Source organism: Pelagibius marinus (assembly GCF_014925385.1).
Lineage (GTDB): Bacteria > Pseudomonadota > Alphaproteobacteria > Kiloniellales > Kiloniellaceae > Pelagibius > Pelagibius marinus.
The window spans coordinates 135,605-160,641 of record NZ_JACSDK010000018.1 but is presented as its reverse complement, the minus strand read 5'-3'; the positions used below and the strand labels follow the sequence as shown (position 1 = coordinate 160,641).

Here is a 25,037-nt window from a genome sequence, read left to right as displayed (position 1 = left end):
AAATCCCCGACCCCTTTGAGACGGGGTAAGCGGCTAATTACGAGGCCGGGTATTCAACTTATAAAGACCGCGACTCTACTACCCATAGTTAATATTTGGAAATATTATTCACCTTTTATTGTAATACCTGAGTAGTAATACAATTGCTTCTCTAGGGAAGTGCACCATTTGCTCTAATCTCTTGTGAGGAATACCCCCAGAACTCTTGGACCCTGAAAGGCTTTTTTGCTGTGAACGCGGTTCCAAGAATCAAGATCCAACTGAGCGGTCCCCTCCGCGTCGAGAACGGCGACGGCACGGATATCACGCCCCGCGGCAAGAGAGCCAAGGCGCTGATCGCCCTCCTCGCCCTGGCAAAAACCGGCGTGCGCAGCCGCAAGTGGATCCAGGACAAACTCTGGAGCGAGCGCGACGAGGAACAGGGCGCCGCCAGCCTGCGGCAGGAATTGAGCGGGCTGCGCCGGCACTTCAGATCGCTCGGCATAGAACCGATTTCCGCCGACCGCGAGATTGTCCGGCTTGACCACTCTGCCGTGTTGATCGACCTCGCCGACAGCTCCCCCGACGGCCCGACCCAGGAGCTGCTCGAAGGTCTCGACCTCGGCGATCCGGAATTCGAGGATTGGCTGCGTGGAGAACGACAGTTCCGCCGGGACGCGGCCGACAGCGGCGTGAGCGCCGACAGGTCAGTGCCCCTCTTGGTCCGGGAGCCTGCCGCGGACAGCCCGTCTCCTTCCTTGTCGCGGCCCTGTATCGGATTGCACGGCGATTCCCCGGCAGAGCTCGATCCCGAGGTCTGCTCCGTCGGGAACCTGTTTCTCGACATGGCGGCACGCAGTTTCCTGAATGTCGACGCCGTCGACCTCATCGATCTGCGGATTGACCGCGCGCCCGCCACCCAGCTTGGGGCGTCAAGCGGCCCGGACTGGATCCTGCACATGAAGCCGGCAAAGCTGGCCGGCGGCGCCAACCTGTCCGTTCAATTGCACAGGGTCGAGGACGGGCATGTGCTGTGGTCCCAGACCCGCAGGTTCGGCGACGGCGAACTGGCTTCGCCGGAGCAAGTCGATCTTGGCGCCTTCGTGAACGATTCGGTCTTCGCCACGCTGGACCAGATCGTCCGGCCGGCCCGGCCGCACAATGAGACACGCCATGAAGCATCGCGGCTGGCGATCGGGGCGATCTATCAGATCTTCCGCCTTACGGATGCCGACATCGACTCCGCCGAGAAAATGCTGCTGCGCGCCTATGAGCTGGATCCGAAGAGTTCCTATCTCGGCTGGCTTCTCTTCATCAACGCGACACGCCTGGGTGAGCGCCGGGTCGGCCACAGTGGCGCCTTCTGTGAACAGGTCCGCGACTATGCGCGCCGCGCAGAGGAAAGCGACCCCTACAATCCCATCACCCTGGCGCTGACCGCCCATGCCTACTCGTTCATCCTTCGCGACTACCACTACGCCCTGGACCTCGCCGACCGCGCCGTAGCCGCAAACCCGAACCTGGCAATCGCGCGCGACCTGCGGGCACTGACGCTCGGTTATCTGGGTGACGTGGAGCGGGGCTATAAAGACGCGGTGATCGCGCGAAAGCTGGGGGGGCCACCGCCCTACCGCTATTGCATCGACACCACCTGCTGCATCCTCTCAACGCTGAGAGGCCGCTTCGACGAGGGCATCGCGCACGGCAGGCGCGTCCTCGCGCAGCAGCCGAACTACCTGCCCGCGCTGCGCTATACCGCCTCCTGCCAGGGATACATGGGCGAGGGCCAGGAAGCTTACGACACACTGCAGAGAATCCGCGAACTGGAGCCGGATTTCTCCTTGGAGCTGCTTCACGACCGGGACTACCCGATCGCCGGAGTGCTCGGCACCGCTGTTATCGAAAGGGGTCTATCACGCGTCGGCCTGGTGGCGCACCCGAACTAAACTCGGGCGGCGGCTGCGGTCCATTGCCCTAGCGGAGGGAGTGGACCGGCTTGCCGGGAGCCGCTGGGCGAAAGAGGGGGTGGTCCATGCCTACGCTTGCTCAAAGTCTGAGAGATGCCCGCTATCGCATTCGCCACGACGAGTTGCGCGAGTACCAGTTGGTCGCGGGTTTGGAGGCAAATCCCGACTTCAGTGCGGGCCTTCTCGAGTTCCTCATCGCGGGCGAGTACCTGCCATCCTCGGAATTCATCGTCCGCAAGACCACGCGCAGCGAGCTGGCGATATCCCCCAACCTTCTTCTGATCGCGACGGGGGACGCCCCTGAGGAGGAACTTCAGACACGCGTGTTGGCGCTGTCTCTCGGTTCCGCCCAAGGCCGTGGCCGCGGCAGAGGGCGGGGACGCGGCCGGGGGCGCGGCAGGGGCCGCGGTAGAGGACGCGGCCGCGGCCGGGGCCGCGAAGTCTTCGAGCTCGACGCTGAAGCTCTGCCTTCCTGGTACGAGCACCGGGGGCTGTGCCGCTTTGGTCTCAACGATCTGGGGCGGCTGCTCGGCGCGATCTGGGAGAACATCGCGATACCGCCCCCGCCGGGGCCGAGCGAGAGCCTGCTGGAGACAGCCGGCCTCCTCGACCTGCAGGCGGCCTTGGCCAACGACCCGATCAGGCGGGCCGAGATCGAGCGACAGGCAACTTTTGAGATCTCCGACTATACGGCACCGCTCGGCATCGACTCGGCCGGTGGCTTCGAGGCGACGCGGGGGCTGATCATCGCGGTACTGGAGGTCACCGAAATCGTCGGCCTGATCTACAAGGACCGCTTCAACCGCCGGCGGCCGAACATCATCGAGCCGCGGCTGCGGCCCATATTGCCTGTCCCCTCGCATGCCTCCTACCCCTCGAACCACTCCTTCCAGTCCTTCTCGGTAGCGCAGGTCTTCCAGCGCATCCTTCCGGAGCATCCCGGCATCTCGGCGCTCTTCCACCGGGCACGACGGGTGGGAGAAAACCGCGAATGGGGCGGCCTGCACTACTCGAGCGACACCGAGGCGGGCCACGAGCTCGCCGCCCGGGTCGCGCCCTATCTGATCGAAGCGATGGACGGCGCGATGCGCGCGGCCCAGCGCGAATGGCAATAGGCGGAGGGTGTCATGGCCGCGAATCTGCAAGAACAAGGCTTCGAGTTCTACGACTGGTACCACTACCTCTGGCACCTGATTGCGATCCGTGCCGTGCGCGCGAAGCCCGGTGGCGCCGACCCCAACAACGCGCCCGAATTCGACGAGGAAGCAAGGTACGAGATCGAGCCGGACGCCTGGACACTTCTCAATCTTCCCGACGGTATCCTGCCCGGAACGGGCGAGGTCATCGCCATGATCGACACCGGCGTCAACGACAAGCATCCCAATCTCGCGCCGAGCATCAAGCCCAGCGTCGACTTCGCGGTTCACCCCTTCGGCGCCGTCTACGCCGCAGGACCGGCGATCACCGATGCCTCGCCGGCACTGCTCGCACAGGCGAACGTCGCGCAACCGATGAACCGCGGCTTGGAGGACCCACTTGACGCCAGTCTAGTCAGCGCCGCCACCTGGAACTGGGCGAAAGGTTTTCTCGACGCCAACGGCGACGCGTTGATCGACCGGCTGTCGGGCGGTCTCGGCGTTCGGCACCACGATGCCCAGCTGTCCCGCCAGCGCTATGGCGGCCACGGCACGGCCTGTGCAGGTCTCATGGTGGGTCACCCCGCCGCGGAGGCCGGCGGAAACGGGGGTAACGGGGGGAACGGCGCAGATTCCGAATTGCCGGACATCGGACCGGTACCCTACTGGGGGGTCGCTCCCGGCGCGGAAATTCTGCCCATTGTCGTCTCTGCCGAGCCGACGGCGCAGCAGCTCATCTTCGCCTTCCTCTATGCCCGCGACCAGGGCGTGTCGGTCATCCACTTTCCGCGCGAAGCCGCCGACCCGAAGCGTGCCAACCGGTATCGCAGCGACCTCGAGGAGAGCCGCTACGACTCCGATCCGGACCGGCAACTCGCCTGGGACGTCTTCGAAAAGATCCTGGAGGAAGTGAGCAACGAGATTCCCGTCGTCTGCGCCGCGGGCAACAACGGCTACGACCACCTGATCTACCCGGCGAATAAAGCCGACGACAACAACGGCATCATCTCCGTTGCAGGGGTGACATACCTGGCCAAGCGTTCATCCTATTCGAACTACTGCGCCGAAGCCGCGGACTGCAAAGTCACCATTGCCACGCCTTCGGACGACGAAGAGATGTACAACCGTCACGAAGTCCGCCTCGACCGCGAGGCGCCGGGCTGGCGCGACCACAATTTCATGCTTCACCTGGCGGCAAATCCGGGACTGGAAGTCGACTATTCGCCGCAGGGGCTGCTGACCACCGACGTGCCCGGCCCCCGGGGCTACACGGACGGGGTCCTCGAAAGCCTCTCGACCGAGGAACAGGAGAACGACGACCGCTCCGCGCTCTACACGCTCTTCGGGGGGACTTCCGGGGCCTCTGCCATCATGGCCGGCGCCGTCGCCCTGCTGCAGTCGAAGGAGCGCGCGGACACAGGCGCTCCCGCCGACGGAAACGGGGTCAAGGTCGCGGTCAAGGCGAGCGGCAGCCTGAACGTGAACTGGCCGTGGCTGGGTGGAACACCCGCCAATCCGGTGCCTCTGAGTGTCGACAAACCGAACGGCGAGAGCGCGGTAAACGCCGAGCAGCAGTTCGGAAAGGGCGTCATCGACCTCAGCCAGCTGCTGGCCTGACGCACGGCACCCCTTCCGGATGCCGAGACTAGTCCTTTTTTGCGGGGAATTCCGCGGTTTATCGCGAAGTTATGACGATCATTCAACGGACCTCTGACGATGCGCTTGCGTTGTGCGGGCACACTCAAGGGCATCGAAAGCCGCAAAGGCCGGCACCAGAGGAGGTCGCGTGATGAGGTCACTGAACCATGAGGTCAGTCTGCCACGATGCCCCGGCACCGCCCCGGCAGTCTCGCCCGTCCACCTGACACGCACCATGACCACGGTCATGTTCACGGATATGGAAGACTCGACCGGGCTCGCCCGCGCGCTTGGCATCGTCGGCATTGCGATGTACCTGAACCAGAACCTGGCACTGATCCGGGACGTCATCGAAGGCAACCGCGGGACGGTGCTCTGCAGCACCGGCGACGGCGTCTTTGCCTTCTGGGACACGGCCTTTCCGCACTACGCGTCATCGGCCCGGCTCGCGCTTCTGGCCGCAGCCGAGCTGAGCGGCCAGATCGCCGAGGAGAACGCCCACCGCCGTTCGGCAGGCCTGCCCACCCGGCGGGTGCGCATCGGCCTCAATTCGGGCGAGGTGGCCGTGGAGCGTCCCCGAGACGAGTGCGAACCTCCGCGCCTCTACGGCGCCACGATCCACGAGGCGCGCCGTATCGAGCAGGCCGGCAAGAATTTCCAAAACCTCGGAGAGGAAGCGATCATCATGGCGGCCCCGGCAACCCTCAAGCTGGCCGGCATTGACATCGGCCAAATCTGCAACGGGGCCGAGTCCGCCGCATCGCTCGCCGCGCCGCACCCCGCTTTGGGCGCCGACGCACAGGAGTTCGCGGCAACACCTGCCTGCGCGGCCATCCCTCTGCACCCAAGAGACGTTCTGGCGACGCTGCTCGGCTGCCCGAGCAATTGAGCGAAGGCCCGCTTACCGCAATTACGCAACCAACCTGCTTTGGAGTTCGATCGCAGCGGAGGAGCGCTTCGGGCCTCAGCATGACTGCAGACCGGGAACCGGCGACCGCCGCTCCCCTATGGTGTTTCGATCCTGCTGGGTTGCGGCGGCACGCGGGCGATGACGCCCTCGCGGAAGAAGGCCGGGCGGTCCTCCATGGCCGGCACGCCGTGGGGCGAATCCGCGACGGCGCGGGCGGCGGCATGACACTGCGGCAGAAGTGACAAAAATCGAGCATTACCGCAGCGACCTTGTCACACGGCTCCCGAGCACCAAACTTGGTGGCCAATGACTTGACCTTCCATCGCGGGAAACCCTCATCCCTCCCCGCAACAAGCAAGTGGAACCGATTCGCTGGTGATGAACTTAGGCGCGCGCATGATTGCTTCGGCGATGGACCTGGCCCGGATGCTGGCTGTTGTGGCGGCACTGGCCGTAGCGCTCAACCTGCCGCCCGCCCATGCCCATGCAGTCATAGATCCCCTGTCCGGCGGGCAATCGAACACCGATTGTGCCGATCATGGTCTTCCTTCCAGCGGCGAAACCCCTTCGTCCGCCGATCAACGGAACTGCAGCCACCATTTTCACCCGCTGTTCGACACAGTGAGCCTCTCTCTGGACCCCTATTTCTTTGACGTGGTTTCGGTGGGCAGCGCCGAGCTGTCGCAGCAGGTTTTCCACAGCTTCGATCCTCCCCCGCCACGGCAGCCGGGCTGAGTCAGTGACGCACACCCCAGAGCGCGCAACGCCACCGAGCTGACCGGCCGGTCGACTGACGCCTGGGCGTCCCATTCCCATGACATCGTTGCAAAAATCCCGCACGGTGCGCCGCCGTGGCGCAGGCTGCAGCCGCTTCCTTGGCATCAGCAGCACTTACCATGCGACCGTAGTGAACAAAAAGGACCTTATGATCAATGCGAATTGTACTTTCCAAAGCCGTCCTCGCCCTCCTCGCCGCTGCAGCCCTGTCCACTTCGGGCAGCGCCCTCGCCGCCGGCTCGCATTCGGGCGGCCATGGCCACGACGCCGCCATGAGCTTCGGACAGCCGGCCAAGCCCACAGAGGCCGACCGTACCGTCGAGATCGACATGAACGACAGTCATTTCGAGCCGAAGCGCATTTCGGTGCACCCGGGCGAGACGGTCCGCTTCGTCGTCACGAACGCAGGCGAACTGCTGCATGAGTTCAACATCGGCACCGCGGCGATGCACGCCGCCCATCAAGAGGAGATGATGGCGATGATGGACAGGGGCGCTATGACCGCCACCGGCATCAACTACAGTGAAATGGGCAGCGGACACGGGGCCGGCATGGGACATGACGACCCCAACAGCGTCTTGCTGGAACCGGGCGAGACGGGGGAACTGGTGTGGAAGTTTTCCGGGCCAATGGACCTGGAGTTCGCCTGCAACGTGCCCGGCCACTACGAGGCGGACATGCATGGCGAGGTCGTGTTCACTAACCCCCCCAACGCCGGCAGCTGACGAGCGCGGGCGCGCCGGCACCCGCCGGCGCGCCACTCCGGCTCTCCTAACATCCTTGTGAAGGCATGTGACCACCTTCCCTTCGCCGCTTTGACATACTCAGGAACCTCTGCCTGAGTTCTCACCCACTCCTACGGCGAAGGAGACCATCATGCTTCGTATTTCTGCACCATTGCTGGCCCTGACGCTTTCTCTCTCCGCGCCGGGCCTCGCGCTGGGCGCGGCGTCCACGGCCATGCCGATGAAAGCCGAGTCCATGGAACTGACCGGCGAGGTCATCGATACCTGGTGTTACCTCTCGGGAATCATGTACGCCGAGGGCACGGCGCACCATCAGTGCGCTATCTGGTGCGCAGCCGGCGGCGTCCCCGTCGGACTGCTGACCGAAGACGGCGATGTCTACTTCATCGTCGAGTTCGAAGGACGCAGCGACACCCTCGCCGATCCCGGCCTGCTTGAAATCCAGACTCACCAGATCAGCATCGACGGCGATGTCTATGAGCGCGACGGTCTGAAGTACCTCTCGGTCAACAAAGTGCTCAAGGATGAAGGCATCGTGAACCTGACCCATGAAGAATACGGCATCCAGCCGTTCGGGGAGTAGAGCCATGCATCCCAGGACCTTTGCCTTTGTATTGACCGCCGGCATGTTCCTTGCCGGCACCGCGCAGGCCGCCAACAGCTGGGGTCTGCCCAATGAGGAAACCGCGCGCTTCGAGGCCAAAGTGGTCGACGTGCTCTGCGAGCTGAAAGACGATTGCCCGACCGACGGCGGCGCCGGACGCCGGCAACTTGGTCTGCTACTCGACGACGGAACGCTGGTCCTTCCGGTCAAGAACTCGACACCCTTCAGCGGCACGCAGGTCGAACTGCTGCCCTTCCTCGGCAAGAAAGTCGTCGCCGACGGACTCTTCATGACCAACCATGGTGTCAGGCTCTTCGCGCTGCAGTTTGTCCGCGAAGCGCCTGACGGAGAGTGGCGCGGCGCCAACCGCTTTCTCAAGGCCTGGGCCGAGAACAACGGCTACACCGCGGATGCCAAGGAAACCAAACAGTGGTTCCGCCACGACCCGCGCGTCAAGGCGCTGATCGGGGAACAGGGCAAGCTGGGACTGGGGCCGGAAGCCGACAAGGCCTTCCTGGAAGAGTAAGCTGGCCGCTCACTCCCTGCGCACCGTCACAGCCTCGGCAACGGCGGCACACGGGCGATAACGCCTTTGCGGAAGAAGGGCGGGCGATCCTCTATGGCCGGCACGCCGTGGGGCGAATCCGCGACGGCGCGGGCGGCGGCCAGGATATCGGCGAGGTCGCGCTCCGGGTCGGCATCACCGATGAGGTAGCTCCACCTTTCGGGATCGCCACCTGCAGCGCGGAAAGCCAGAGTGACCGGACGGTCGCAAACGGCGAAGCAGTCGACCGGCGCGACGTTGATGTCGGGAATCTCGGCGGTGGCGGTCAGGAGGGACTCGTAAAGGCGGCGGCCGGCGGGGACTTCCCCACCGGCCGCGGACTCAGAGCATAGGCCTTCACAGGATACACAGACCTGCAGGCAGACCGCTGCCACGAAGTACCCTCTGGCGGCCTAAGCCGCCGCGGTGGCGGCCTGCTTCGCCTCGCCGCGCTGCCAGACGTAGCCGGCGACGGTGCCGGCCAGCGACCAGACGACCGCCATCACCACCAGGGAGGCGGCGGCGAAATGGCCGGAGAGCTCGGCCGGAACCTCGCTGACGAAGCCTTCCGGATGGGGCGCGCCGACCACGTGCGGCAGGATCATCAGGACGATGCCGCCGGCGATCGCCCAGGGCTTCGAGATCCTGAGCGCCAGCCACAGGCCGGCGGCCGTCGCAATGGCCGTGGCGATCCACCAGATCTGGCGGTCCTCCAATACCGCCGCGGCCGAGCCCGGCAGTTCCGGGCTGAGCCCCAGCGCCGGCGCGAGACCCGCCGCGGCGAAGCCGGCGATGCCCCACATGAGCCCGCTGCGCGCGGAGATGCGCGCGTCGGCCAGCACCATGACGGAGAGCAGGATCAGCGCGAAGCCGAAGGCCGTGCCGATGGTCACCACGGAGGTAGAGAGCGTGCGCTCCAGGCCGTCGGCAGGCGCCCAGATACCGCCCTCGTCACCATGGTCCTCGCTGGCATCGGCGAGGATGAGCCGGGCGCCGCCGAAAGCAGCGCCCCCTGAATCCGAAGGGGCCAAGCCGGACTGCGCGATGCCCGGCGCCTCGCCGTTCTCGTAGAGCTCGGCTTCGAGGATCAGGGGGGTGGTGGTGAAGTGCTGCAGCACTGCGGTCGCGAGGCCGGCCACGAGGCCGGCGACCAACGCCGCCCAAAGGATGCGGTGAAGCATTGTTCTAATCCAGCGCCGTTGGGTCAGTGGCAGGGAAAGGCCATGGCGTGACGCGTGTCGTGCGCCGCGTTGTGCACCGCCGCCGAGTTGGCGAAGCCGCTGAGGAAAATCAGCCCCAGGCCGAAGGCCAGGGTCGCGGCGGCGATCATGCGCCGGCTCTGAGAGAATGAAGAAGTCTGGGTCGCGGTCTGCATCAAGTCCTCCAACTGCCTATCGTTCTTCGGACAGGGATGCGCTGGAAAGACATCTGCACGGCACGGCTGACCCGCCTGCCACTCCGCCCTTCCGAGCAACCCCGCCCGGAGTGAGAAAAACCCGATGGCAGGTCTCCTGGCTTGCGGGTCTTCGCTCCACTCCGCCTTCCCGGCCCGCGCTGGGGCCAGTGGCTTGTCGGGTGTCGCTCTCCGCTCACAGTTGCGGGGGCAGCCACGGCTTCGGTCCCTATAGGGTACGCCTCACCGTGTTCCCATTTAATCCGCCGTGCCGTTCGGACTGGCGGAACCATCTGAAGCGACATTATCCGCGATTCTCCCCGCCCCGCAACATCTCCGCGCGACCCGCAATGAACGATCCGCGACCAGACGGGCCGACAGTGAGCCCGCATGACGGCGCACGCCGGCAACTGCAGCCGACGCTGCATGGCGTAGAGAAACGGAAAGCGGCGGTGCTAGAACGTGATCAGGCCGAACAGATAAGTGACCCCGACCACGACCACCACGGCGACCAGGATGCCCTCGACCCAGCGCCAAAGACGCCGGCGTTCGCTGCCTTCCTGCTCGCTCTCGATGACCGAACGATACATGCTGTCTCCCTCCCCGTGCGGCTCCTGAATGGCCTTCCTTTCCGGACGGTCCTCTTGGCTTGGGGCGCCATCCCTCGCGGCGCCGGGAACCCTGCACGTAGCCAAAGGATAGCAAAACCCCGATGGGCCGAGAAGCCCTCACGATGCGCCCTCGCCCCGCCGTCGCCGCGCCCGGCCCCGGCAACCCTGGGTAACCGTCTGGCTGCGACATCTCGCTGCGCGCGCCCGGGCCCGCCCCGGCGGCCCGCCAGGCGGCCTCTTCAGAATTTCTTCCCAAGTCGTCGGCAGAAGTGATCGCGACTCCGCAAGTCGGGCGACAGTGCTGCGGCGGTCACCGGTCACGGAACGGGACAGCGAGGTCCCCTTTCCGACAAGTCGCGGCGCTGCAGGGCTTCGAATATTGCAAGCCGGCGCCCATAATCCGAATGATTATTTTTAAAATCACTCCAACATACTACTTTCAGAGAAAATGGCGCAAAATCGTCATTGCGGTGCAACATTTTTGTTGCATTCAAATGCTGGTCCCGGTATCACCGCGCCCATGAGTGACTCCACGAAAAACTCCAAACCGAAATCGGACCGCGCCTACGAGAAGAAGCGCCGGAACTGCCTCATGTGCAGCTCCGAGTTCGTGAGCTCTTGGCCGGGCGAGCGCGTCTGCCAGTCCTGCAAGTCCACCAGCGCTTGGCGCGAAGGCATCGCCGCCTAAGGCTCGCGATCATCCCTACCTGACCCTGTCGCCGCGGCTTTCGACTGCGGCGTCGATTGGTTCCGGGGAAGACTTCACGCAACGGCACGGCCTCCGGCCGCCTCCATTTCGGTATCTGGATACGACAAAAAACCGCGCGGACCCACCGGTCCAGCGCGGCTTTGTCATTTGTGGACCCGCCCCGCCCGACGACGGAGCAAGGCCGCGGCCTTACGACTTGATGTCCAGCAGGCTGTCGGTCAGCTCGTCCTGGGTGCGGATCGCCGCGGCGTTGGCCTCGTAGGCCCGCTGCGCCTGGATCTGGGTCACCAACTCTTCGGCCAGGTTCACGTTGGGAACGGCGGCGACGCCGTTGGCGTCCGCATCCGGGCGGCTCGGGGCATAGACCTCGACCGACGGCGGATCCACCGGGCGAACCTCTGCGCGCACGCCACCGCCGGCGGTGGTCACGTCGTCCACGCGCTTGGGCACGTAGGCCCCCGGCTGTTCAGCCGGGCCGTCCTCGCGCAGCCCGCGGCTGCGCATGTTGGCGATGTTGTCCGCCGAGACCGCCAGGCGCTTGCTCTGCGCCATCAGCCCCGACAGGGACGCCGAAAATCCGGCAATCATGGGCAACCCCTTCGTCCCTTCAAAACACGCCATTCTACGCGCCTGCGATGTCAGGTTCAAATATTTGAATTTTATGTACTTTTTCGGAAAACCCCGGCTTCCGGGGCGGAAAAGCACGCCCTATGCACTGGCCGCAGGGCCGCTGCCCACCTATATAGGGTTGATATATGTCAGGCTGATATAGAATACTCGCCCTCGAATAGTCCCAGACGCGAAATGAAGACCTATGGATGCAAAGACCCTCTGCCTCGGTGTCCTGCTGCGCGGCGAAGCCAGCGGCTATGAGATCAAGAAGGCCTTCGAGGAAGGGCCCTTCAGCCACTTCCACCAGACCAGCTTCGGTTCCATCTACCCGGCGCTGAACGCGCTGAGCGCCGAGGGGCTGATCACCGGCCGCGCCCAGGCGCAGGACAAGCGCCCGGACAAGAAGCTCTACTCCATCACGCCGAAAGGCCGCAGCGCGCTGATCTCGGCGCTGAAGATCGAGCCGGCGCCGGACGTCATGCGCTCCGATTTCCTCTTTATTCTTTCCTTCGCCCAGTTCCTGCCGCCCAGGCGTGTCGGCCACCTGATCGACCAGCGCATCGCCTGGTACCGGGAGGCCCTGGAGCGCATGGAAAGCTGTGCCTGCACCAATACCGTGCCGGCCGGCGCCGCCTTCGTGCGCGGGATGGGCATCGCCGTCTACCGGGCCGCCGCCGACTACCTGGAAGCCCACCGCGCGGAGCTGATCGCCGAAATCAGCGAGTCCGCCACGCTGGTGGCCGAATAGGATCCCGGAAACCCGCAAGTCGGGCGTGAACGAAAACGCCCTTCCCTGCGTATCGTGAACAGACAAAGACATGCAGCTCCTCAATCCACCAACCATGAGCGCCCCCCGATGAAACGCTCCGTCATCTTCGCGGTCCTGCTCGCCGCCGCCGCCGCCCTCTGGGTCCTCTCGGGCCAGTTCGGCGACAGCGGCGCCCAGCCCGAGGCGCAGAAGCCGCCGGCGGACCTGACGGCCCTCGACGAGGCGCCGGCGGTGCGCGTGCGCTCTTCCAGCGCCCGGCCGCACGCGGTCATCGACCTGCTGCGCGGCCGCACCGAGGCCAACCGCCTGGTCGAGATCAAGTCGGAGACCGACGGGCGCATCATCGAGCTTACCGTCGAGGACGGCACCCGGGTCTCGGAAGGCGAGGTCATTGCCCGGATCTCGGCCGGCGACCGCCCCGCCCGCCTGGCCGAAGCCAAAGCGCTGATGGCGCAGCGCAAGATCGAGCACGAGGCCGACCAGAAGCTCTCCAAGAAGGGCTTCCGCGCCGAAACGGCGCTGGCCGCCACCGAGGCCGAGCTGGAAGCTGCCGCAGCGGCGGTGAAGATCGCCGAGGTCGAGCTGGCCTACACCCGCATCCGCGCGCCCTTCGACGGCCTCATCGACAAGCGGGTGGTGGAGATCGGCGACTTCGTCGACCGCGGTGACGCCATCGCCCGGCTGGTCGAGCTGGACCCGATCCTCATCGTCACCCAGGTCAACGAACGCGACGTCCAGCGCCTGGCGGTCGGCGCGCCCGGCAAGGCCCGCCTGATGACCGGCGACACGGTGGAAGGCCGCATCCGCCATATCTCAGCTGTCGCCGACGAGGCGACGCGCACCTTCCGCGTGGAGTTGGAGGTGCCCAATCCCGAAGGCGTCATTTCCGACGGCATGACCGCAGAGATCGCCCTGCCGCTGAGCCGCGTCCAGGCTCACCTGGTCTCGCCGGCCATTCTGACGCTCTCCGATCGGGGCCTGATCGGCATCAAGGCGGTTGATGACGACAGCCGCGTGGTCTTTCACCCGGTCAAGATCGTCGATACCGACAACAACGGCGTATGGATCAGCGGCCTGCCCGACGAGGTTACCCTTATCACCGTCGGTCAGGAATACGTCAGCGACGGCGAGGCGGTACGGGCAATCCCCGAGTCCACGGTGGAAAAGCGGCTGAAGGAGCTGTCGTCTTGAACGCCATCATCGACGCCGCCATCTCCCACAGCCGCACGGTGATCCTGGCGCTTGTCCTGATCCTGGCGGCCGGCAGCTTCGCCTACGTCTCGATCCCCAAGGAAGATTCGCCTGACATCAACATCCCGACGCTCTACGTCAGCGTGAACCACGAGGGCATCGCGCCGGAGGACGCCGAGCGGCTGCTCATTAAGCCGCTGGAAAAACAGCTGCGCGCCATCGAGGGCGTGAAGGAGATGACGTCCACCGCCTACCTGGGCGGCGCCAACGTGGTGATGGAGTTCGACGCCGGCTTCGATGCCGACCAGGCGCTGATCGACGTGCGCGAGAAGGTCGACCTGGCCAAGCCCGATCTGCCGGAGGACGCCGACGAACCGACGGTGCACGAGATCAACCTCTCGCTCTTCCCGGTGCTGACGGTCTCGCTGTCCGGCACGGCGCCGGAGCGGACCCTGCTGCGCATCGCCCGCGACCTGCAGGACCGCATCGAAGGCATTTCCAGCGTCCTGGAAGCCGAGATCGTCGGCGACCGCGACGAGCTGCTGGAGGTCATCATCGACCCCCTGGCGCTGGAGAGCTACAATCTGGACGCCGAGGACATCCTCACCATGGTGTCCAAGTCCAACCGGGTGATCGCCGCCGGCGCCCTGGACACCGGCCAGGGCCGCTTCGCCATCAAGGTGCCCGGCCTCTTCGAGACCATGCAAGACATCATCAACCTGCCGGTGAAGGTGAACGGCGATGCAGTTGTGCGCTTCCGCGACATCGCCAGCCTGCGCCGCACCTTCAAGGACTCCGACGGCTACGCGCGCCTGAACGGGCAGCCGGCCCTGGCGCTGGAGGTGAAGAAGCGCACCGGCGAGAACATCATCGAAACCATCGAGACCGTGCGCGCCGTCGTCGAGCAGGCGCGCGCGAGCTGGCCCGAAACCGTCACCGTGGCCTACAGCCAGGACAAGTCGACCGACATCCGCAACAACCTGCTGGACCTGCAGAACAACGTGCTGAGCGCCATCCTGCTGGTCATGGTGGTGGTGGTCGCGGCCCTGGGCATCCGCACGGCCTGCTTCGTCGGCATCGCCATTCCCGGCTCCTTCCTCACCGGCATCCTGGTGCTCTCCGTCGCCGGACTGACCGTGAACATCGTCGTGCTCTTCGCCCTCATCCTCGCGGTCGGCATGCTGGTTGACGGCGCCATCGTGGTGACGGAGTACGCCGACCGCAAGATGAGCGAGGGCCTGCCGAAGAAGGAAGCCTACGGCCTGGCCGGCAAGCGCATGGCCTGGCCGATCATCGCCGCCACCGCGACGACGCTGGCCGCCTTCCTGCCGCTGATGTTCTGGCCCGGCGTGGTCGGCGAGTTCATGAAGTACCTGCCGCTGACCCTCATCGCTACGCTGTCGGCCTCCCTTGTCATGGCGCTCGTCTTCGTGCCCACCCTGGGCTCGGTCTTCGGCAAGCCGGGCGGCACCGCCGATCCGGAGACCATGAAGGCCCTGGCCGCCGGCGACAGCGGGCACCTGGAGGAGATCCACGGCCTGACCCAAACCTACCTCAGGCTGCTCGGCGGCGCTCTCCGCCATCCGGGCAAAGTCCTGCTGACCGCCGTCGCGGCGCTGATCCTTGTGATCGCCGCCTACTACACCTTCGGGCGCGGCGTCGAATTCTTCCCCGACGTCGAGCCGCCCAACGCGGTACTGCAGCTGCACGCCCGCGGCAACCTCTCGGTCGAGGAGCGCGACCAGTTGGTGCGCCAGGTCGAGCAGGTTGTGCTGGCCGTGCAGCGCGAGCACGGAGAATTCCACGCGATCACCGCCCAGTCCATGGCCTCCTCCGGCCAGCGCGGCGGCGAGGAAGCCGAAGACCTGATCGGCAAGATCACCCTGGAATTCACCGACTGGTTCTCTCGCCGCCCCGCCAACGAGATCCTCACCGAGATTCGCGAGCGCAGCGAGATCTTCGCGGGTGTCCAGGTGGAAGCCCGCAAGGAAGAAGCCGGCCCGCCGGTCGGCAAGCCGGTGCAGATCCAGATCTCCGCCTCCGACCCCGCGCTGATCGAGCCGGCCGCCAAGCGCGTCGCCGCCGGCCTGGCCGACCTCGGCGGCTTCGTCGACGTGGAGGACGGTGCGCAGATTCCCGGCATCGAATGGGAGCTGGCGGTCGACCGCGCCCAGGCCGCGAAGTTCGGCGCCGACATCAGCCTGATCGGCAGCTACGTGCGCATGATCACCAACGGCATGAAGCTGGGCGAGTACCGCCCGGACGACAGCACCGAGGAGATTGACATTGTCGTGCGCCTGCCCGAGCAGTACCGCAATATCGAACAACTCGACCGCATCCGCATGCAGACCTCGGCCGGGCTGGTGCCGATCTCCAACTTCGTCACCCGCGTGGCCAAGCCGCGGGTCGGCCTGCTGCGCCGCTCCGACAGCCGGCGGGCCATGACGGTGAAGGCCGACGTCGCGGAGGGAGAGCTGGTCGACACCAAGGTGCAGGAAGTGCGCAGCTGGCTGGCCGGGCAGGACTTCGACTCGCGCCTCACCTTCGACTTCAAGGGCGAGGACGAGGAGCAGAAGGCGGCCCAGGCTTTCCTCGGCAAGGCCTTCGGCGTCGCCCTCTTCCTCATGGCCATCATCCTGGTCACCCAGTTCAACAGCTTCTACAGCGCCTTCCTGATCCTCACCGCCGTGATCATGTCGACGGTGGGCGTGATGATCGGCTTGCTGGTCACCCATCAGCCTTTCGGCATCGTCATGTCCGGCATCGGCGTCATCGCCCTGGCCGGCATCGTGGTGAACAACAACATCGTACTGATCGACACCTTCGACCGGCTGCGCGAAACGACGGACTCCGTGCGCGAAGCCATCCTGCGCACCGGCGCCCAGCGCCTCAGGCCCGTGATGCTGACCACCATCACCACCATCCTGGGCCTCATGCCCATGGTGCTGGCCACCAACATCGACTTCTTCTCGCGCACGGTGCAGGTCGGCGCGCCATCGACCCAGTGGTGGCGCCAGCTCTCCACCGCCATCGTCTTCGGCCTCACTTTCGCCACCCTGCTGACCCTGGTGGTCACGCCCTCGGCGCTGATGCTGCGGGAAAACCTCGGCCGCTTCGTCCGCCGCCGCGGCACGCGCCACTCGCCGCCCAAGGACCAGGACAAGACGGCCGGTGGCAAGAAGGGCTCCGGCAAGAAGGGGGACGGGCAGATCCCCGCCGCGGCTGAGTAGGGACGCCACGCGGAGGATGCGGGCCAATGCGGGAACTCCGTCTGGAAGCCGTCCACACCCATCTCTATCCGGGACTCACGGGCAGCCTCCACGGCGCGCTCCCGAAGGACGGCCAGGGCGCGACCTGCGAGGTCGCCTTCTCCGACGGCTCGCAGGCCCTGGGGACGCTGGTGATGGAAAACGGCACGCAAGGCGTGCTGGAGACCGGCCCCTATACCACCGCCGCCGGCACGGGAATCCCCGCCAAGCGGTGGCGCGTGGATTTCAGCGACACTGAAAGCGCTCCGGAATTCCGCGTGCGCGCGAAACTTCCCCTATCCTAGGTCCTCGTCTTCGGGCAGGACCGGCTCGTCCGGGGTCTCGGACACGCCGTGGCGCAGTTCACGCCGGTGCTGCAGCACCGCGAGCGGGATGCTTACCAAGTAGGCCAGGGAGATCAGCGAGACGGTAATCCAGGTCTCGCCGATCAGCATGGCCACGAAGATCACCATGCCGACCATGGCGATGAGCCGCTGCGGCGCCTTCAGCTTCAGGCGCTTGGCCGAGAAAGTCGGCACCCGGCTGACCATGAGGATGGCCACGCCCAGCAGGGTCAGCGCGTTGACCGCGTCGTTGCGCAGCACCAGGTCGCCCAGCACAAAACTCAACACCAGGGGCAGCAGCGCCAGGCCGGCGGCGGCAGGGGCCGGCACGCCGACGAAATAGCGCGAGGCCAGCGGCGTCGGCGTTTCCTCGACCAGCGCGGTGTTGAAGCGCGCCAGGCGCAGGGCGCAGCAGGCGGCATAGACCAGGCAGGCGGCCCAGCCGATGCCGCCGGCATCCGACAGGGTCCAGAGATAGATCATCACCGACGGCGTGACCCCGAAGGCGATGACATCGGAGAGGGAGTCGAGCTGCGCGCCCAATTCGCTGGTCGCCCCCATGAGGCGCGCAATGCGCCCGTCCAGGCCGTCCAGCAGCATGGCCACCAGCACTGCCACCACCGCCACCTCCCAACGGTCCTGCAGGGCGAAGCGGATCGCCGTCAGCCCGGAGCAGAGCGCCAGCAGGGTCAGCGCGTTGGGAATCATCCGGTTGATCGACAGGGCTGTCACCCGGCGGCGGCGGAAGCGCGTCATGCTAACGTTCCTCGCCCTGGCGGACAGGTTCGTCGGACTGCAGATCGGCAAGGACCGTCTCGCCGGCGACCGTCGTCTGGTAGGGCACGACCAGCGGTGCGACGCCTTCGGGCAGGAAGACGTCCATGCGGCTGCCGAAACGGATCAGGCCGAAGACCTGACCGGCGCGCACCGGCTCGCCGACCTTCAACTCGCAGATGATGCGCCGGGCCACCAGGCCGGCGATCTGGATGAAGCCCAGGTCGACGCCGTCGTAGGTGGTCACCTTCACGGACATGCGCTCGTTGTCCTCCGAGGCCTTGTCCAGCGAAGCGTTGAGGAACTTGCCGGGTCGGTAGGACAGCGCCGTCACCGTGCCGTCCAGTGGCACGCGGTTGATGTGCACGTTGAAGATGTTGAGGAAGATCGAGATCCGGGTCAGCGGCTCGTCGCCCAGTTCCAGCTCCGGCGGCGGCACCGCGCGCTCGATGGGCAGGACCATGCCGTCGGCCGGCGCGATGACCAGCCCCACCCGCGTCGGCGTCACGCGCGGCGGGTCGCGGAAGAAATAGGCGCAGTAGGCCGCGGCCAGCAGGCCGAGCCAGAACAAGGGCACCCAGAGCAGCCCCAGCAGCACGGCGGCGGCCAGGGCTATTCCGATGAAGGGCCAGCCGGCCCGGTGGATTGGCACCAGAACGCTTCGGAACACGCGGTTTTCCTGTCTGCAGCGGCGATTCGACTAAACCCTACTAGAACACGGCAGGTTTGGCCAAGCAGTCGAAAAATCAAGCTCCGCTGATACTTTACCGATCCTTAAAGCCTGCCGTGCTAACCAAAATACTTCTACGCTGAGGGGAGCTAACACTTTGGACGACAAGGGGATCGAGGGGCGCGATTCAACTGACGCCCAGGAATCAGAGACTCCTGATTCCGGGGCCCAGGACGCCGCCGAGGCGCAGGACGTCAAATCGGCCGTCAAGCAGGTCGCGGAGACGTCCCTGCCCCTGGAGGTCGGAAGCGTCGTTCTCGGCGAAGACGGCCACATCCGCCCTGTCAGCGAAGACCGTCCGCTCCACTTCCGCTTTTCGGCCTGCGGCATCGAGTTCGAAGCCGACCTGGCCAGTAAGACGGCGCCACTGCGCCTGCGCGCCAACCTCGGCAAGCTGCCTTTCAGCGCGGAGTCGCCCGACGGCCGCCGCCTTGCCCGCACGGTGATGGCGGCTACCGACCGGCTGCGCCGCGGCCACATCCTGCTCTCCGAGGAACAGGACATGGTGCTGGAAGGGGAACTGAACCCGCCGAGCCCGCGCACGCCGGTCGCGGTCATCGCCACGGCAGTGGCCTTGATCATCGACTTCAAGCCCTACCTCGACCTGCTGGGCGAAGCAGTGTCGCTGCGCCGTCCGCCGCCGCCGGACGAGGAAGCCGGCACCCCCGTCGAAGCCTGAGCGCTCTCGTAAAACTTCAGTTGGTTTTGGGAACCTCGAAGACCTGGCCTGGATAGATCAGGTCGGGATCGCGGATCTGATCCTTGTTCGCCTGGTAGATCACCGTGTAGCGGAGGCCTTCGCCGTAGGTCCGTCGCGCGATGCGCCATAGTGAGTTGCCGGGTTGGACGATGACGAACTCCTCGTCCGCCTGCGCCACCCGCACCGCCTCGCGCGAGAAGGGCGTCTCGACGCGGGCCAGCACGCTGCCGTCCTGGGCCACGCGGTCGACCCGCAGGGCATGCAGCCCTTCGGCGACCGGATCCTCTGGCGAATGGCTCCAGCGACCGTCGGGGCCGGCGACGGTCTCCCCGACAAGCTGGTTGTCGAGATAGATGCGCAGGCGTGAGCCGTGAGCGGCCCGCCCCCCGACCGTCACCCGGCCGAGTTCGTCGTAGTCGACGCTGTCGAGCACCAGATCGCCGGCGGCGATGCCGTCCTCGGCTTCCGGTCCCTGCTGCAGCACCTTGCTCGCCCCCTCGCCCTGGCGCGGCGTCAGGACCGCCAGGACCTGATCCCGCGCCTTGGGTTTGGCGGGCGCCGCGCTGCTGCTCTGCGCAGCGGCCGGTTCGGGCACCACCACCACGACCACTTCTTCGGAGAGATGGGTCTCGCCCTCGGCGTCCTTGGACTCGATACCGATTTCGTGGCTGCCCGGAGCCAGCGGCTGCTCGGTGACAATGGCCCAGGTACCGCTGCGGTCGGCGTGCGCGCGGCCGAGGGATTCGCCGTCCTCTGTGGTCACGTTCACTTCGCTGTCCGGCTTCGCCCGCCCGGCAATGACCGTCTCGCCGGTCTTCTCCACCCGGACCACATCAAAGCTGGGCGCTTCGGACTCTTCACCGTCCCGCGCGGCGGGGGCCTCGGCGCTTTGCGTCGCCGACGGGTCACGCGGCTTCACCTGCACGATCGGCGTCGAGGACTGCGGCTGGCCGGAAGCGGCGGGCGCCGCGGTGGTTTCGGCGGCTTGTGTTGAAGACGGCGCGGGAGGCGCAGGCGGCGCCGGGGCCTCTGCCTGCGGCGCGGCGCTCTCGGCCACGACCGGCGGTCCCTCTTCCTCTGCGCCGAAGAAAAAGAACCCGAAAATGCCAGCCGAAACGATGACGGCTGCGCCGATGGCAATAAGAACTCGCTGCAAACGCCTAGCCTCCACACCCCCGCGAAACAGCCTAGTACGCGGGCCGGTCCGGCGCAATGCCGGCCACGGTGTCCTCAGGGCATAGGAATTGGCGTTAAGTCTTTGAGATATATCGATATTGCGGTGCGGTCTTCGTCCGTCAGCTGGCTCGTGGCGTTGTCGATGACCTCCCCCATGGAGTCGCTGAGGAAATCACCGTCCGGCGTGATCCCGCTTTTCAGGGCGTAGGCGATGTCCGATTCGCTCCAGTCGCCCAGTCCGCCGGGGCCCGGCGTCAGGTTCGGCACCTTGCCGCCGTCGGGGCCCTGGGGATTGCCTGCCAGTTCCCGCGAGGCGTCGACCGCGCCCAGGAAACCGCGCGGGCTGTGGCACTCGCCGCAGTGACCGAGGTGGCGCACCAGGTAGGCGCCGCGGTTCCACTGTGCGTCCTTTCCGGCTACCGGCTGGAAGGCGCCCGCCTCGAAGAACATCGCCTTCCAGATGCCCAGCGTGAACCGCATGTTGTAGGGAAAGCCCAAATCGTGTGCGCGGTTCTCTCGCGCTACCGGCGGCTGCGCCATCAGGTAGGCGAAGAGGTCGCGCATGTCCTGGTCGGTCATGCCGCTGTAGGAGGTGTAGGGAAAGGCCGGGTAATAGGGATCACCCTGCGGCGAGGTCCCGTGGCGCAGCGCCGTGACGAAGTCGGCCTCGTTCCAGGCGCCGATGCCGGTCGCCGGGTCCGGGGTGATGTTGGGGCTGTAGAAAGTGCCGAAGGGAGTCTTCAAGGGCCGCCCGCCGGCCAACGGCGCGCCGCCGCCCTTGCTGTCGGTGTGACAGGCCAGGCAGCCGGCCGCCTTGAAGACATAGGCGCCACGCGCGACCGCCGGGTCGCTCAAACTCTCCGCGGTCGTCTCTGCGCCGCTTTGCGCCCGCGCCCCGGCGACGGAAACGAGCAGCGCCGCCAGAACCACAAGGCCCGCCGAAAAACACACCACTAGCGCCCTAGACATCGATATCGCAGTTCCCGGGTGACAATCGGAGATCCGTGTTGGGAAGACACCGTATCGAAGAAAGACGGGCACGCGGCCGCGGGGGAAAAGTCCCCCGGGGCCGCGGCCCGGATCGAAGCCCCGACCGTCGGCAGGGGCGGGAAAAGTCCGGCTACTCGACCTTCGGGCCGCGGAAGTCGTCGTGGCAGCCGCCGCAGCCGTTCTTGCCCATGTCGCCGAAGGCCGTCTGGATGGCGCCGGAGTCACCGCCCTCGAAGGCGGCCACCAGCGCCGCGCTCTTGGCTTCGAGGTTCTTCGCATTCTCCGTGAAGCCCTCCCAGTTCAGCCAGATCTCCGGCTTGCCGCGGTTCTTGCCGACGGCGTCCATCTCGTCCAGCGTGGCCTCGGTCTCGAAAGCCGCGGGGATCTTCTGCGACAGTTCGCCGATCTTGGCCGCCGCCGCCTGGGCCTCGGCCGCCGTGCCTTTGGACTCCTTCAGGAAGTCGACGATGGCCTTCATGTTGCCGCCGATCGACTTCATGAGTTCCTGGCGCTCTTTCACCGCCGCCATTTGCTCGGCGCTCGCCAGTTGCACCCGCGCGCTTTCGGACGCCTGAACCAGGGGGGTGGCGCCGAAGGCGACGGCGGCCGCAACGGCGGCGGCCCCGGCGGCTGCGAGAAGAGTGTTTCGTTTCATGTGACCCGCTCCTTCCTTGTCTACGCCACGTGCGGTCAGCAACGGGGCATACTTGTTGTCTAAGGCTTCTCAGCGCGCCAATCCGAGCGGCAATCGGACCCTGCCCCGAGACGACCTGAGGTGGATGGAAATAACAGGCCTGTGCTACAAGGCGAACACGATGAAGTGACGCAACTAAAACACTAGTGATTCGGCGTACGATTTCAACGCCCCCCTGCTTCCCGCCCCGCCGGTAACGAGTTTGTGATCATGGAAATTCAAGCACTTTGCGTCTATTGCGGTTCCGCCAGCAGGGTCCGCGAGAGCCACCTGCAGGCGGCGCGCGACCTCGGCAAGCTTGCCGCGCAGGCCGGCGTCGCCATCGTCTACGGCGGCGGCCGGGTCGGCATGATGGGCGCCGTGGCCTCGGGCGCCATGGACGCCGGCGGCCATGTGGTCGGCATCATTCCCCAGCACCTGGAAGCCCTGGAGGCCGGCAACCGCGACACCGCCGAGTACCACGTCGTCGATTCCATGCACGCGCGCAAACAATTGATGGCCGAGCGCTCGGACGCCTTCTGCGCCCTGCCCGGCGGCTTCGGCACGCTGGATGAAACCTTCGAGATCATCACCTGGCGTCAGCTCAAGCTGCACGACAAGCCGGTGATCCTGGTCAACATCGACGGCTACTGGGACCCGCTGCTCCGCCTGGTCGACCACCAGGTCGCCGAGGGCTACCTGCGCGGCGACCCGGCCGACCTTTTCCTGGTCGTCGACCGGGTCGAGCAGGTCCTGGAGACCGCCGCCCGGGCACCCCAGCCCTCCCTGCCCGACAAGATCGAGCGCATGTAGCCGGCTTCCGGGCCCGGGCAAAGCTCCCGCAGAGCCCTCTTAAAGCACCGGTGGAACCCCTCAGGCGGGCTAATTTCACCCCCGCCCCGCCCCCTATCTTGCAAGGCCGCCGCAGCCTGCTATCTTGCGCCGCAAAAATCGGCCCAGGGCAGCGCGCCCGAGCCGGCCTGGTCAGCACTCCTGGAGGAAAAAGATGGGGAAAATCAAGGTCAAGAACCCGATTGTCGAGCTCGACGGCGACGAGATGACGCGGATCATCTGGGAGAAGATCAAGGAAAAGCTGATCCTTCCCTATCTGGATGTCGACCTGAAATACTATGACCTCTCGGTCGAAAAGCGCGACGAGACGGACGACCAGATCACCATCGACGCCGCCGAGGCCATCAAGGAACACCGGGTCGGCGTGAAATGCGCGACCATCACCCCGGACGAGGCCCGGGTCGAGGAGTTCGGCCTGAAGAAGATGTGGCGCTCGCCCAACGGCACGCTGCGCAACATCATCGGCGGCACCATCTTCCGCCAACCCATCATCATGCAGAACGTGCCGCGCCTGGTGCCGGGCTGGACCCAGCCCATCGTCATCGGCCGTCACGCCTTCGGCGACCAGTACCGCGCCACCGACTTCAAGGTGCCGGGACCCGGCAAGCTGACCATGACCTTCCAGCCCGCCGACGGCGGCGAGGCAAGCACCTACGACATCTTCGACTTCCCCGAGGCGGGCGTCGCCATGGGCATGTACAATCTGGACGAGTCGATCCGCGGCTTCGCCCGGGCCTGCCTGAACTACGGCCTCAACCTCGGCTGGCCGGTCTACCTCTCGACCAAGAACACCATCCTCAAGGTCTACGATGGCCGCTTTAAGGACATCTTCCAGGAGACCTACGACAAGGAATTCAAGGACGCCTTCGAGGCCAAGGGCATCCACTATGAGCACCGCCTGATCGACGACATGGTCGCCGCGGCGATGAAGTGGTCCGGCGGCTACGTCTGGGCCTGCAAGAACTACGACGGCGACGTGCAGTCCGACACCGTGGCCCAGGGCTTCGGCTCGCTGGGCCTCATGACCTCGGTGCTGATGACGCCGGACGGCAGGACCGTCGAGGCCGAGGCCGCGCACGGCACGGTGACCCGGCACTATCGCCTGCACCAGCAGGGCAAGCCGACCTCGACCAACCCCATCGCTTCGATCTTCGCCTGGACCCGCGGCCTGCACTTCCGCGGTGAGTTCGACGGCACGCCCGAGGTGGTGAAGTTCGCCGCCGACCTGGAAAAGGTCTGCGTCGACACCGTCGAGGGCGGCTTCATGACCAAGGACCTGGCGCTGCTCATCAGCCCGGACCAGAAATGGATGACGACCGACGAATTCATGGACAAGCTGGACGAAAACCTGCAGAAGGCCATGGGCTAATTCCATTTTAGGGAGTTCCTTTGCATGAAATCCCTCCTGTCTCTCATTGCTATCGGACTACTTGCCATGACCCTTGAATCCAGCGACGCCGGCGCCGCACCGGATCCCGAAAACGTCTTGGTCATGGAGCTGAAGGACGGCATCGTGAAGATCGAGATGCTGCCGGACCTGGCCCCCAAGCACGTCGAACAGATCAAGACTCTGACGCGCCAGGGCTTCTACGACGGCATCGTGTTCCACCGTGTCATAGATGGCTTCATGGCGCAGACCGGCGACCCGACGGGCACCGGGCGTGGCGGCTCCGACCTGCCGGACATTCCGGCCGAGTTCTCCGCCGAACCCTTCGAGCGCGGCGTGGCCGGCATGGCCCGCAGCCAGAACCCGGACAGCGCCAACAGCCAGTTCTTCATCACCTTCGCCCCGGCGCGCTTCCTCGACCGCCAGTACACGGTCTGGGGCCGCGTCATCGAAGGGATGGAGTTTGTGGACATGATCAAGAAGGCGCCGCGCGGCGACCAGAGCGGCACGGTGCGCGCGCCCGACAAGATCATCTCGCTGAAGGTTGAAGCCGACCTCGAGTAGCGGCGGCGCCTCC

At 65.9% G+C, this 25,037-nt stretch carries 28 protein-coding genes and 1 riboswitch; of the genes, 17 read left to right on the top strand and 11 right to left on the bottom strand.

Annotated elements, in window-relative coordinates; translation table 11 throughout:
• Positions 1-230 precede the first annotated feature (230 nt).
• The 4 genes from H7X47_RS23020 to H7X47_RS23005 all read left to right on the top strand — a co-directional run bounded on the left by H7X47_RS23020 (position 231) and on the right by H7X47_RS23005 (position 5,609).
• Positions 231-1,925: a hypothetical protein gene (locus tag H7X47_RS23020; RefSeq protein WP_193371117.1), complete on the top strand. Its 1,695-nt coding sequence runs from the start codon at positions 231-233 to the stop codon at positions 1,923-1,925.
• Between the two features lie 86 nt (positions 1,926-2,011).
• The gene (locus tag H7X47_RS23015) at positions 2,012-3,061 is read left to right on the top strand and encodes a phosphatase PAP2 family protein (protein WP_193371116.1); all 1,050 of its coding nucleotides are present in this window, start codon (positions 2,012-2,014) and stop codon (positions 3,059-3,061) included.
• 12 nt (positions 3,062-3,073) lie between these two features.
• A complete protein-coding gene (locus tag H7X47_RS23010) occupies positions 3,074-4,699 on the top strand; it encodes a S8/S53 family peptidase (protein WP_193371115.1) in 1,626 nt (541 codons plus the stop codon).
• A gap of 256 nt (positions 4,700-4,955) precedes the next feature.
• Positions 4,956-5,609 carry an adenylate/guanylate cyclase domain-containing protein gene (locus H7X47_RS23005; protein ID WP_193371114.1) on the top strand — a complete coding sequence of 218 codons (654 nt, stop codon included), beginning with the start codon at positions 4,956-4,958 and terminating at the stop codon, positions 5,607-5,609.
• A 116-nt stretch (positions 5,610-5,725) separates the two neighbouring features.
• Here H7X47_RS23005 and H7X47_RS23000 read toward each other — a convergent pair whose 3' ends face one another.
• Positions 5,726-5,875: a thioredoxin domain-containing protein gene (locus H7X47_RS23000; protein WP_193371113.1), complete on the bottom strand. Its 150-nt coding sequence runs from the start codon at positions 5,873-5,875 to the stop codon at positions 5,726-5,728.
• A 130-nt stretch (positions 5,876-6,005) separates the two neighbouring features.
• Here H7X47_RS23000 and H7X47_RS22995 point away from each other — a divergent pair, with 130 nt between their 5' ends.
• From H7X47_RS22995 to H7X47_RS22980, 4 genes are all read left to right on the top strand, one after another.
• The gene (locus H7X47_RS22995) at positions 6,006-6,365 is read left to right on the top strand and encodes a hypothetical protein (protein WP_193371112.1); all 360 of its coding nucleotides are present in this window, start codon (positions 6,006-6,008) and stop codon (positions 6,363-6,365) included.
• A gap of 197 nt (positions 6,366-6,562) precedes the next feature.
• Complete coding sequence (locus H7X47_RS22990) at positions 6,563-7,132, top strand: cupredoxin domain-containing protein (protein ID WP_193371111.1); 570 nt, start codon at positions 6,563-6,565, stop codon at positions 7,130-7,132.
• 151 nt (positions 7,133-7,283) lie between these two features.
• Positions 7,284-7,736, top strand: a complete 453-nt coding sequence (locus H7X47_RS22985) for a hypothetical protein (protein WP_193371110.1) — start codon at positions 7,284-7,286, stop codon at positions 7,734-7,736.
• Positions 7,737-7,767: 31 nt separating this feature from the next.
• Positions 7,768-8,283, top strand: coding sequence for a hypothetical protein (locus tag H7X47_RS22980; protein WP_193371109.1), 516 nt, complete (start codon positions 7,768-7,770; stop codon positions 8,281-8,283).
• A gap of 26 nt (positions 8,284-8,309) precedes the next feature.
• On the opposite strand, the gene H7X47_RS22975 is transcribed toward H7X47_RS22980, so the two are convergent.
• The 4 genes from H7X47_RS22975 to H7X47_RS26215 all read right to left on the bottom strand — a co-directional run bounded on the left by H7X47_RS22975 (position 8,310) and on the right by H7X47_RS26215 (position 10,284).
• A complete protein-coding gene (locus H7X47_RS22975) occupies positions 8,310-8,696 on the bottom strand; it encodes a DUF1636 family protein (RefSeq protein ID WP_319633667.1) in 387 nt (128 codons plus the stop codon).
• Positions 8,697-8,714: 18 nt separating this feature from the next.
• A complete protein-coding gene (locus H7X47_RS22970) occupies positions 8,715-9,482 on the bottom strand; it encodes a CbtA family protein (RefSeq protein WP_193371108.1) in 768 nt (255 codons plus the stop codon).
• Between the two features lie 23 nt (positions 9,483-9,505).
• On the bottom strand, positions 9,506-9,676 hold the full coding sequence (locus tag H7X47_RS22965) for a CbtB domain-containing protein (protein WP_193371107.1): 171 nt from the start codon (positions 9,674-9,676) through the stop codon (positions 9,506-9,508).
• A 109-nt stretch (positions 9,677-9,785) separates the two neighbouring features.
• Positions 9,786-10,003, bottom strand: a riboswitch (cobalamin riboswitch).
• Positions 10,004-10,149: 146 nt separating this feature from the next.
• Positions 10,150-10,284, bottom strand: a complete 135-nt coding sequence (locus H7X47_RS26215) for a hypothetical protein (RefSeq protein ID WP_264373113.1) — start codon at positions 10,282-10,284, stop codon at positions 10,150-10,152.
• A gap of 541 nt (positions 10,285-10,825) precedes the next feature.
• Between H7X47_RS26215 and H7X47_RS22960 the strand changes: the two genes are divergently transcribed.
• A complete protein-coding gene (locus H7X47_RS22960; protein ID WP_193371106.1) occupies positions 10,826-10,993 on the top strand; it encodes a hypothetical protein in 168 nt (55 codons plus the stop codon).
• Between the two features lie 210 nt (positions 10,994-11,203).
• Here H7X47_RS22960 and H7X47_RS22955 read toward each other — a convergent pair whose 3' ends face one another.
• A complete protein-coding gene (locus tag H7X47_RS22955; protein WP_193371105.1) occupies positions 11,204-11,602 on the bottom strand; it encodes a flagellar basal body rod protein FlgC in 399 nt (132 codons plus the stop codon).
• Between the two features lie 226 nt (positions 11,603-11,828).
• Here H7X47_RS22955 and H7X47_RS22950 point away from each other — a divergent pair, with 226 nt between their 5' ends.
• The 4 genes from H7X47_RS22950 (at position 11,829) to H7X47_RS22935 (ending at position 17,139) form a co-directional block, all read left to right on the top strand.
• Positions 11,829-12,374: a PadR family transcriptional regulator gene (locus H7X47_RS22950; RefSeq protein WP_193371104.1), complete on the top strand. Its 546-nt coding sequence runs from the start codon at positions 11,829-11,831 to the stop codon at positions 12,372-12,374.
• Between the two features lie 108 nt (positions 12,375-12,482).
• Positions 12,483-13,586 (top strand): efflux RND transporter periplasmic adaptor subunit, encoded by a 1,104-nt coding sequence (locus H7X47_RS22945; RefSeq protein WP_193371103.1) that lies wholly within the window; start codon positions 12,483-12,485, stop codon positions 13,584-13,586.
• Complete coding sequence (locus H7X47_RS22940; RefSeq protein ID WP_193371102.1) at positions 13,583-16,816, top strand: efflux RND transporter permease subunit; 3,234 nt, start codon at positions 13,583-13,585, stop codon at positions 16,814-16,816. The genes H7X47_RS22945 and H7X47_RS22940 overlap by 4 nt, the downstream gene beginning before the upstream one ends.
• Positions 16,817-16,842: 26 nt before the next feature.
• A complete protein-coding gene (locus H7X47_RS22935) occupies positions 16,843-17,139 on the top strand; it encodes a hypothetical protein (RefSeq protein WP_193371101.1) in 297 nt (98 codons plus the stop codon).
• Here H7X47_RS22935 and pssA read toward each other — a convergent pair.
• Together pssA and H7X47_RS22925 are read right to left on the bottom strand one after the other, a co-directional pair.
• Positions 17,131-17,934: a CDP-diacylglycerol--serine O-phosphatidyltransferase gene (gene pssA / locus H7X47_RS22930; RefSeq protein ID WP_193371100.1), complete on the bottom strand. Its 804-nt coding sequence runs from the start codon at positions 17,932-17,934 to the stop codon at positions 17,131-17,133. The genes H7X47_RS22935 and pssA overlap by 9 nt on opposite strands.
• 1 nt (position 17,935) lies before the next feature.
• Entirely contained in the window at positions 17,936-18,622 is a 687-nt protein-coding gene (locus tag H7X47_RS22925) for a phosphatidylserine decarboxylase (RefSeq protein WP_193371099.1), read from the bottom strand.
• A gap of 157 nt (positions 18,623-18,779) precedes the next feature.
• Between H7X47_RS22925 and H7X47_RS22920 the strand changes: the two genes are divergently transcribed.
• The gene (locus H7X47_RS22920) at positions 18,780-19,361 is read left to right on the top strand and encodes a hypothetical protein (protein ID WP_193371098.1); all 582 of its coding nucleotides are present in this window, start codon (positions 18,780-18,782) and stop codon (positions 19,359-19,361) included.
• A gap of 16 nt (positions 19,362-19,377) precedes the next feature.
• Here H7X47_RS22920 and H7X47_RS22915 read toward each other — a convergent pair whose 3' ends face one another.
• The 3 genes from H7X47_RS22915 to H7X47_RS22905 form a co-directional block, all read right to left on the bottom strand.
• Positions 19,378-20,538: a LysM peptidoglycan-binding domain-containing protein gene (locus tag H7X47_RS22915; protein WP_193371097.1), complete on the bottom strand. Its 1,161-nt coding sequence runs from the start codon at positions 20,536-20,538 to the stop codon at positions 19,378-19,380.
• Positions 20,539-20,612: 74 nt separating this feature from the next.
• A complete protein-coding gene (locus tag H7X47_RS22910) occupies positions 20,613-21,527 on the bottom strand; it encodes a cytochrome c (protein ID WP_193371096.1) in 915 nt (304 codons plus the stop codon).
• Between the two features lie 151 nt (positions 21,528-21,678).
• A complete protein-coding gene (locus tag H7X47_RS22905; RefSeq protein ID WP_193371095.1) occupies positions 21,679-22,203 on the bottom strand; it encodes a c-type cytochrome in 525 nt (174 codons plus the stop codon).
• A 249-nt stretch (positions 22,204-22,452) separates the two neighbouring features.
• Here H7X47_RS22905 and H7X47_RS22900 point away from each other — a divergent pair, with 249 nt between their 5' ends.
• From H7X47_RS22900 to H7X47_RS22890, 3 genes are all read left to right on the top strand, one after another.
• The gene (locus tag H7X47_RS22900; protein WP_227010724.1) at positions 22,453-23,034 is read left to right on the top strand and encodes an LOG family protein; all 582 of its coding nucleotides are present in this window, start codon (positions 22,453-22,455) and stop codon (positions 23,032-23,034) included.
• A gap of 193 nt (positions 23,035-23,227) precedes the next feature.
• Entirely contained in the window at positions 23,228-24,442 is a 1,215-nt protein-coding gene (locus H7X47_RS22895) for an NADP-dependent isocitrate dehydrogenase (RefSeq protein WP_193371094.1), read from the top strand.
• Positions 24,443-24,508: 66 nt separating this feature from the next.
• Positions 24,509-25,024 (top strand): peptidylprolyl isomerase, encoded by a 516-nt coding sequence (locus H7X47_RS22890; RefSeq protein WP_227010723.1) that lies wholly within the window; start codon positions 24,509-24,511, stop codon positions 25,022-25,024.
• Positions 25,025-25,037: the final 13 nt, after the last annotated feature.

Coding starts and splice junctions, on each gene's coding strand:
- H7X47_RS23015 (WP_193371116.1), top strand. CDS start 2,012: ATGCCTACGCTTGCTCAAAGTCTGAGAGATGCCCGCTATCGCATTCGC.
- H7X47_RS23010 (WP_193371115.1), top strand. CDS start 3,074: ATGGCCGCGAATCTGCAAGAACAAGGCTTCGAGTTCTACGACTGGTAC.
- H7X47_RS23005 (WP_193371114.1), top strand. CDS start 4,956: ATGACCACGGTCATGTTCACGGATATGGAAGACTCGACCGGGCTCGCC.
- H7X47_RS22990 (WP_193371111.1), top strand. CDS start 6,563: ATGCGAATTGTACTTTCCAAAGCCGTCCTCGCCCTCCTCGCCGCTGCA.
- H7X47_RS22985 (WP_193371110.1), top strand. CDS start 7,284: ATGCTTCGTATTTCTGCACCATTGCTGGCCCTGACGCTTTCTCTCTCC.
- H7X47_RS22970 (WP_193371108.1), bottom strand. CDS start 9,482: ATGCTTCACCGCATCCTTTGGGCGGCGTTGGTCGCCGGCCTCGTGGCC.
- H7X47_RS22965 (WP_193371107.1), bottom strand. CDS start 9,676: ATGCAGACCGCGACCCAGACTTCTTCATTCTCTCAGAGCCGGCGCATG.
- H7X47_RS26215 (WP_264373113.1), bottom strand. CDS start 10,284: ATGTATCGTTCGGTCATCGAGAGCGAGCAGGAAGGCAGCGAACGCCGG.
- H7X47_RS22960 (WP_193371106.1), top strand. CDS start 10,826: ATGAGTGACTCCACGAAAAACTCCAAACCGAAATCGGACCGCGCCTAC.
- H7X47_RS22955 (WP_193371105.1), bottom strand. CDS start 11,602: ATGATTGCCGGATTTTCGGCGTCCCTGTCGGGGCTGATGGCGCAGAGC.
- H7X47_RS22950 (WP_193371104.1), top strand. CDS start 11,829: ATGGATGCAAAGACCCTCTGCCTCGGTGTCCTGCTGCGCGGCGAAGCC.
- H7X47_RS22945 (WP_193371103.1), top strand. CDS start 12,483: ATGAAACGCTCCGTCATCTTCGCGGTCCTGCTCGCCGCCGCCGCCGCC.
- H7X47_RS22935 (WP_193371101.1), top strand. CDS start 16,843: ATGCGGGAACTCCGTCTGGAAGCCGTCCACACCCATCTCTATCCGGGA.
- pssA (WP_193371100.1), bottom strand. CDS start 17,934: ATGACGCGCTTCCGCCGCCGCCGGGTGACAGCCCTGTCGATCAACCGG.
- H7X47_RS22910 (WP_193371096.1), bottom strand. CDS start 21,527: ATGTCTAGGGCGCTAGTGGTGTGTTTTTCGGCGGGCCTTGTGGTTCTG.
- H7X47_RS22905 (WP_193371095.1), bottom strand. CDS start 22,203: ATGAAACGAAACACTCTTCTCGCAGCCGCCGGGGCCGCCGCCGTTGCG.
- H7X47_RS22900 (WP_227010724.1), top strand. CDS start 22,453: ATGGAAATTCAAGCACTTTGCGTCTATTGCGGTTCCGCCAGCAGGGTC.
- H7X47_RS22895 (WP_193371094.1), top strand. CDS start 23,228: ATGGGGAAAATCAAGGTCAAGAACCCGATTGTCGAGCTCGACGGCGAC.
- H7X47_RS22890 (WP_227010723.1), top strand. CDS start 24,509: ATGACCCTTGAATCCAGCGACGCCGGCGCCGCACCGGATCCCGAAAAC.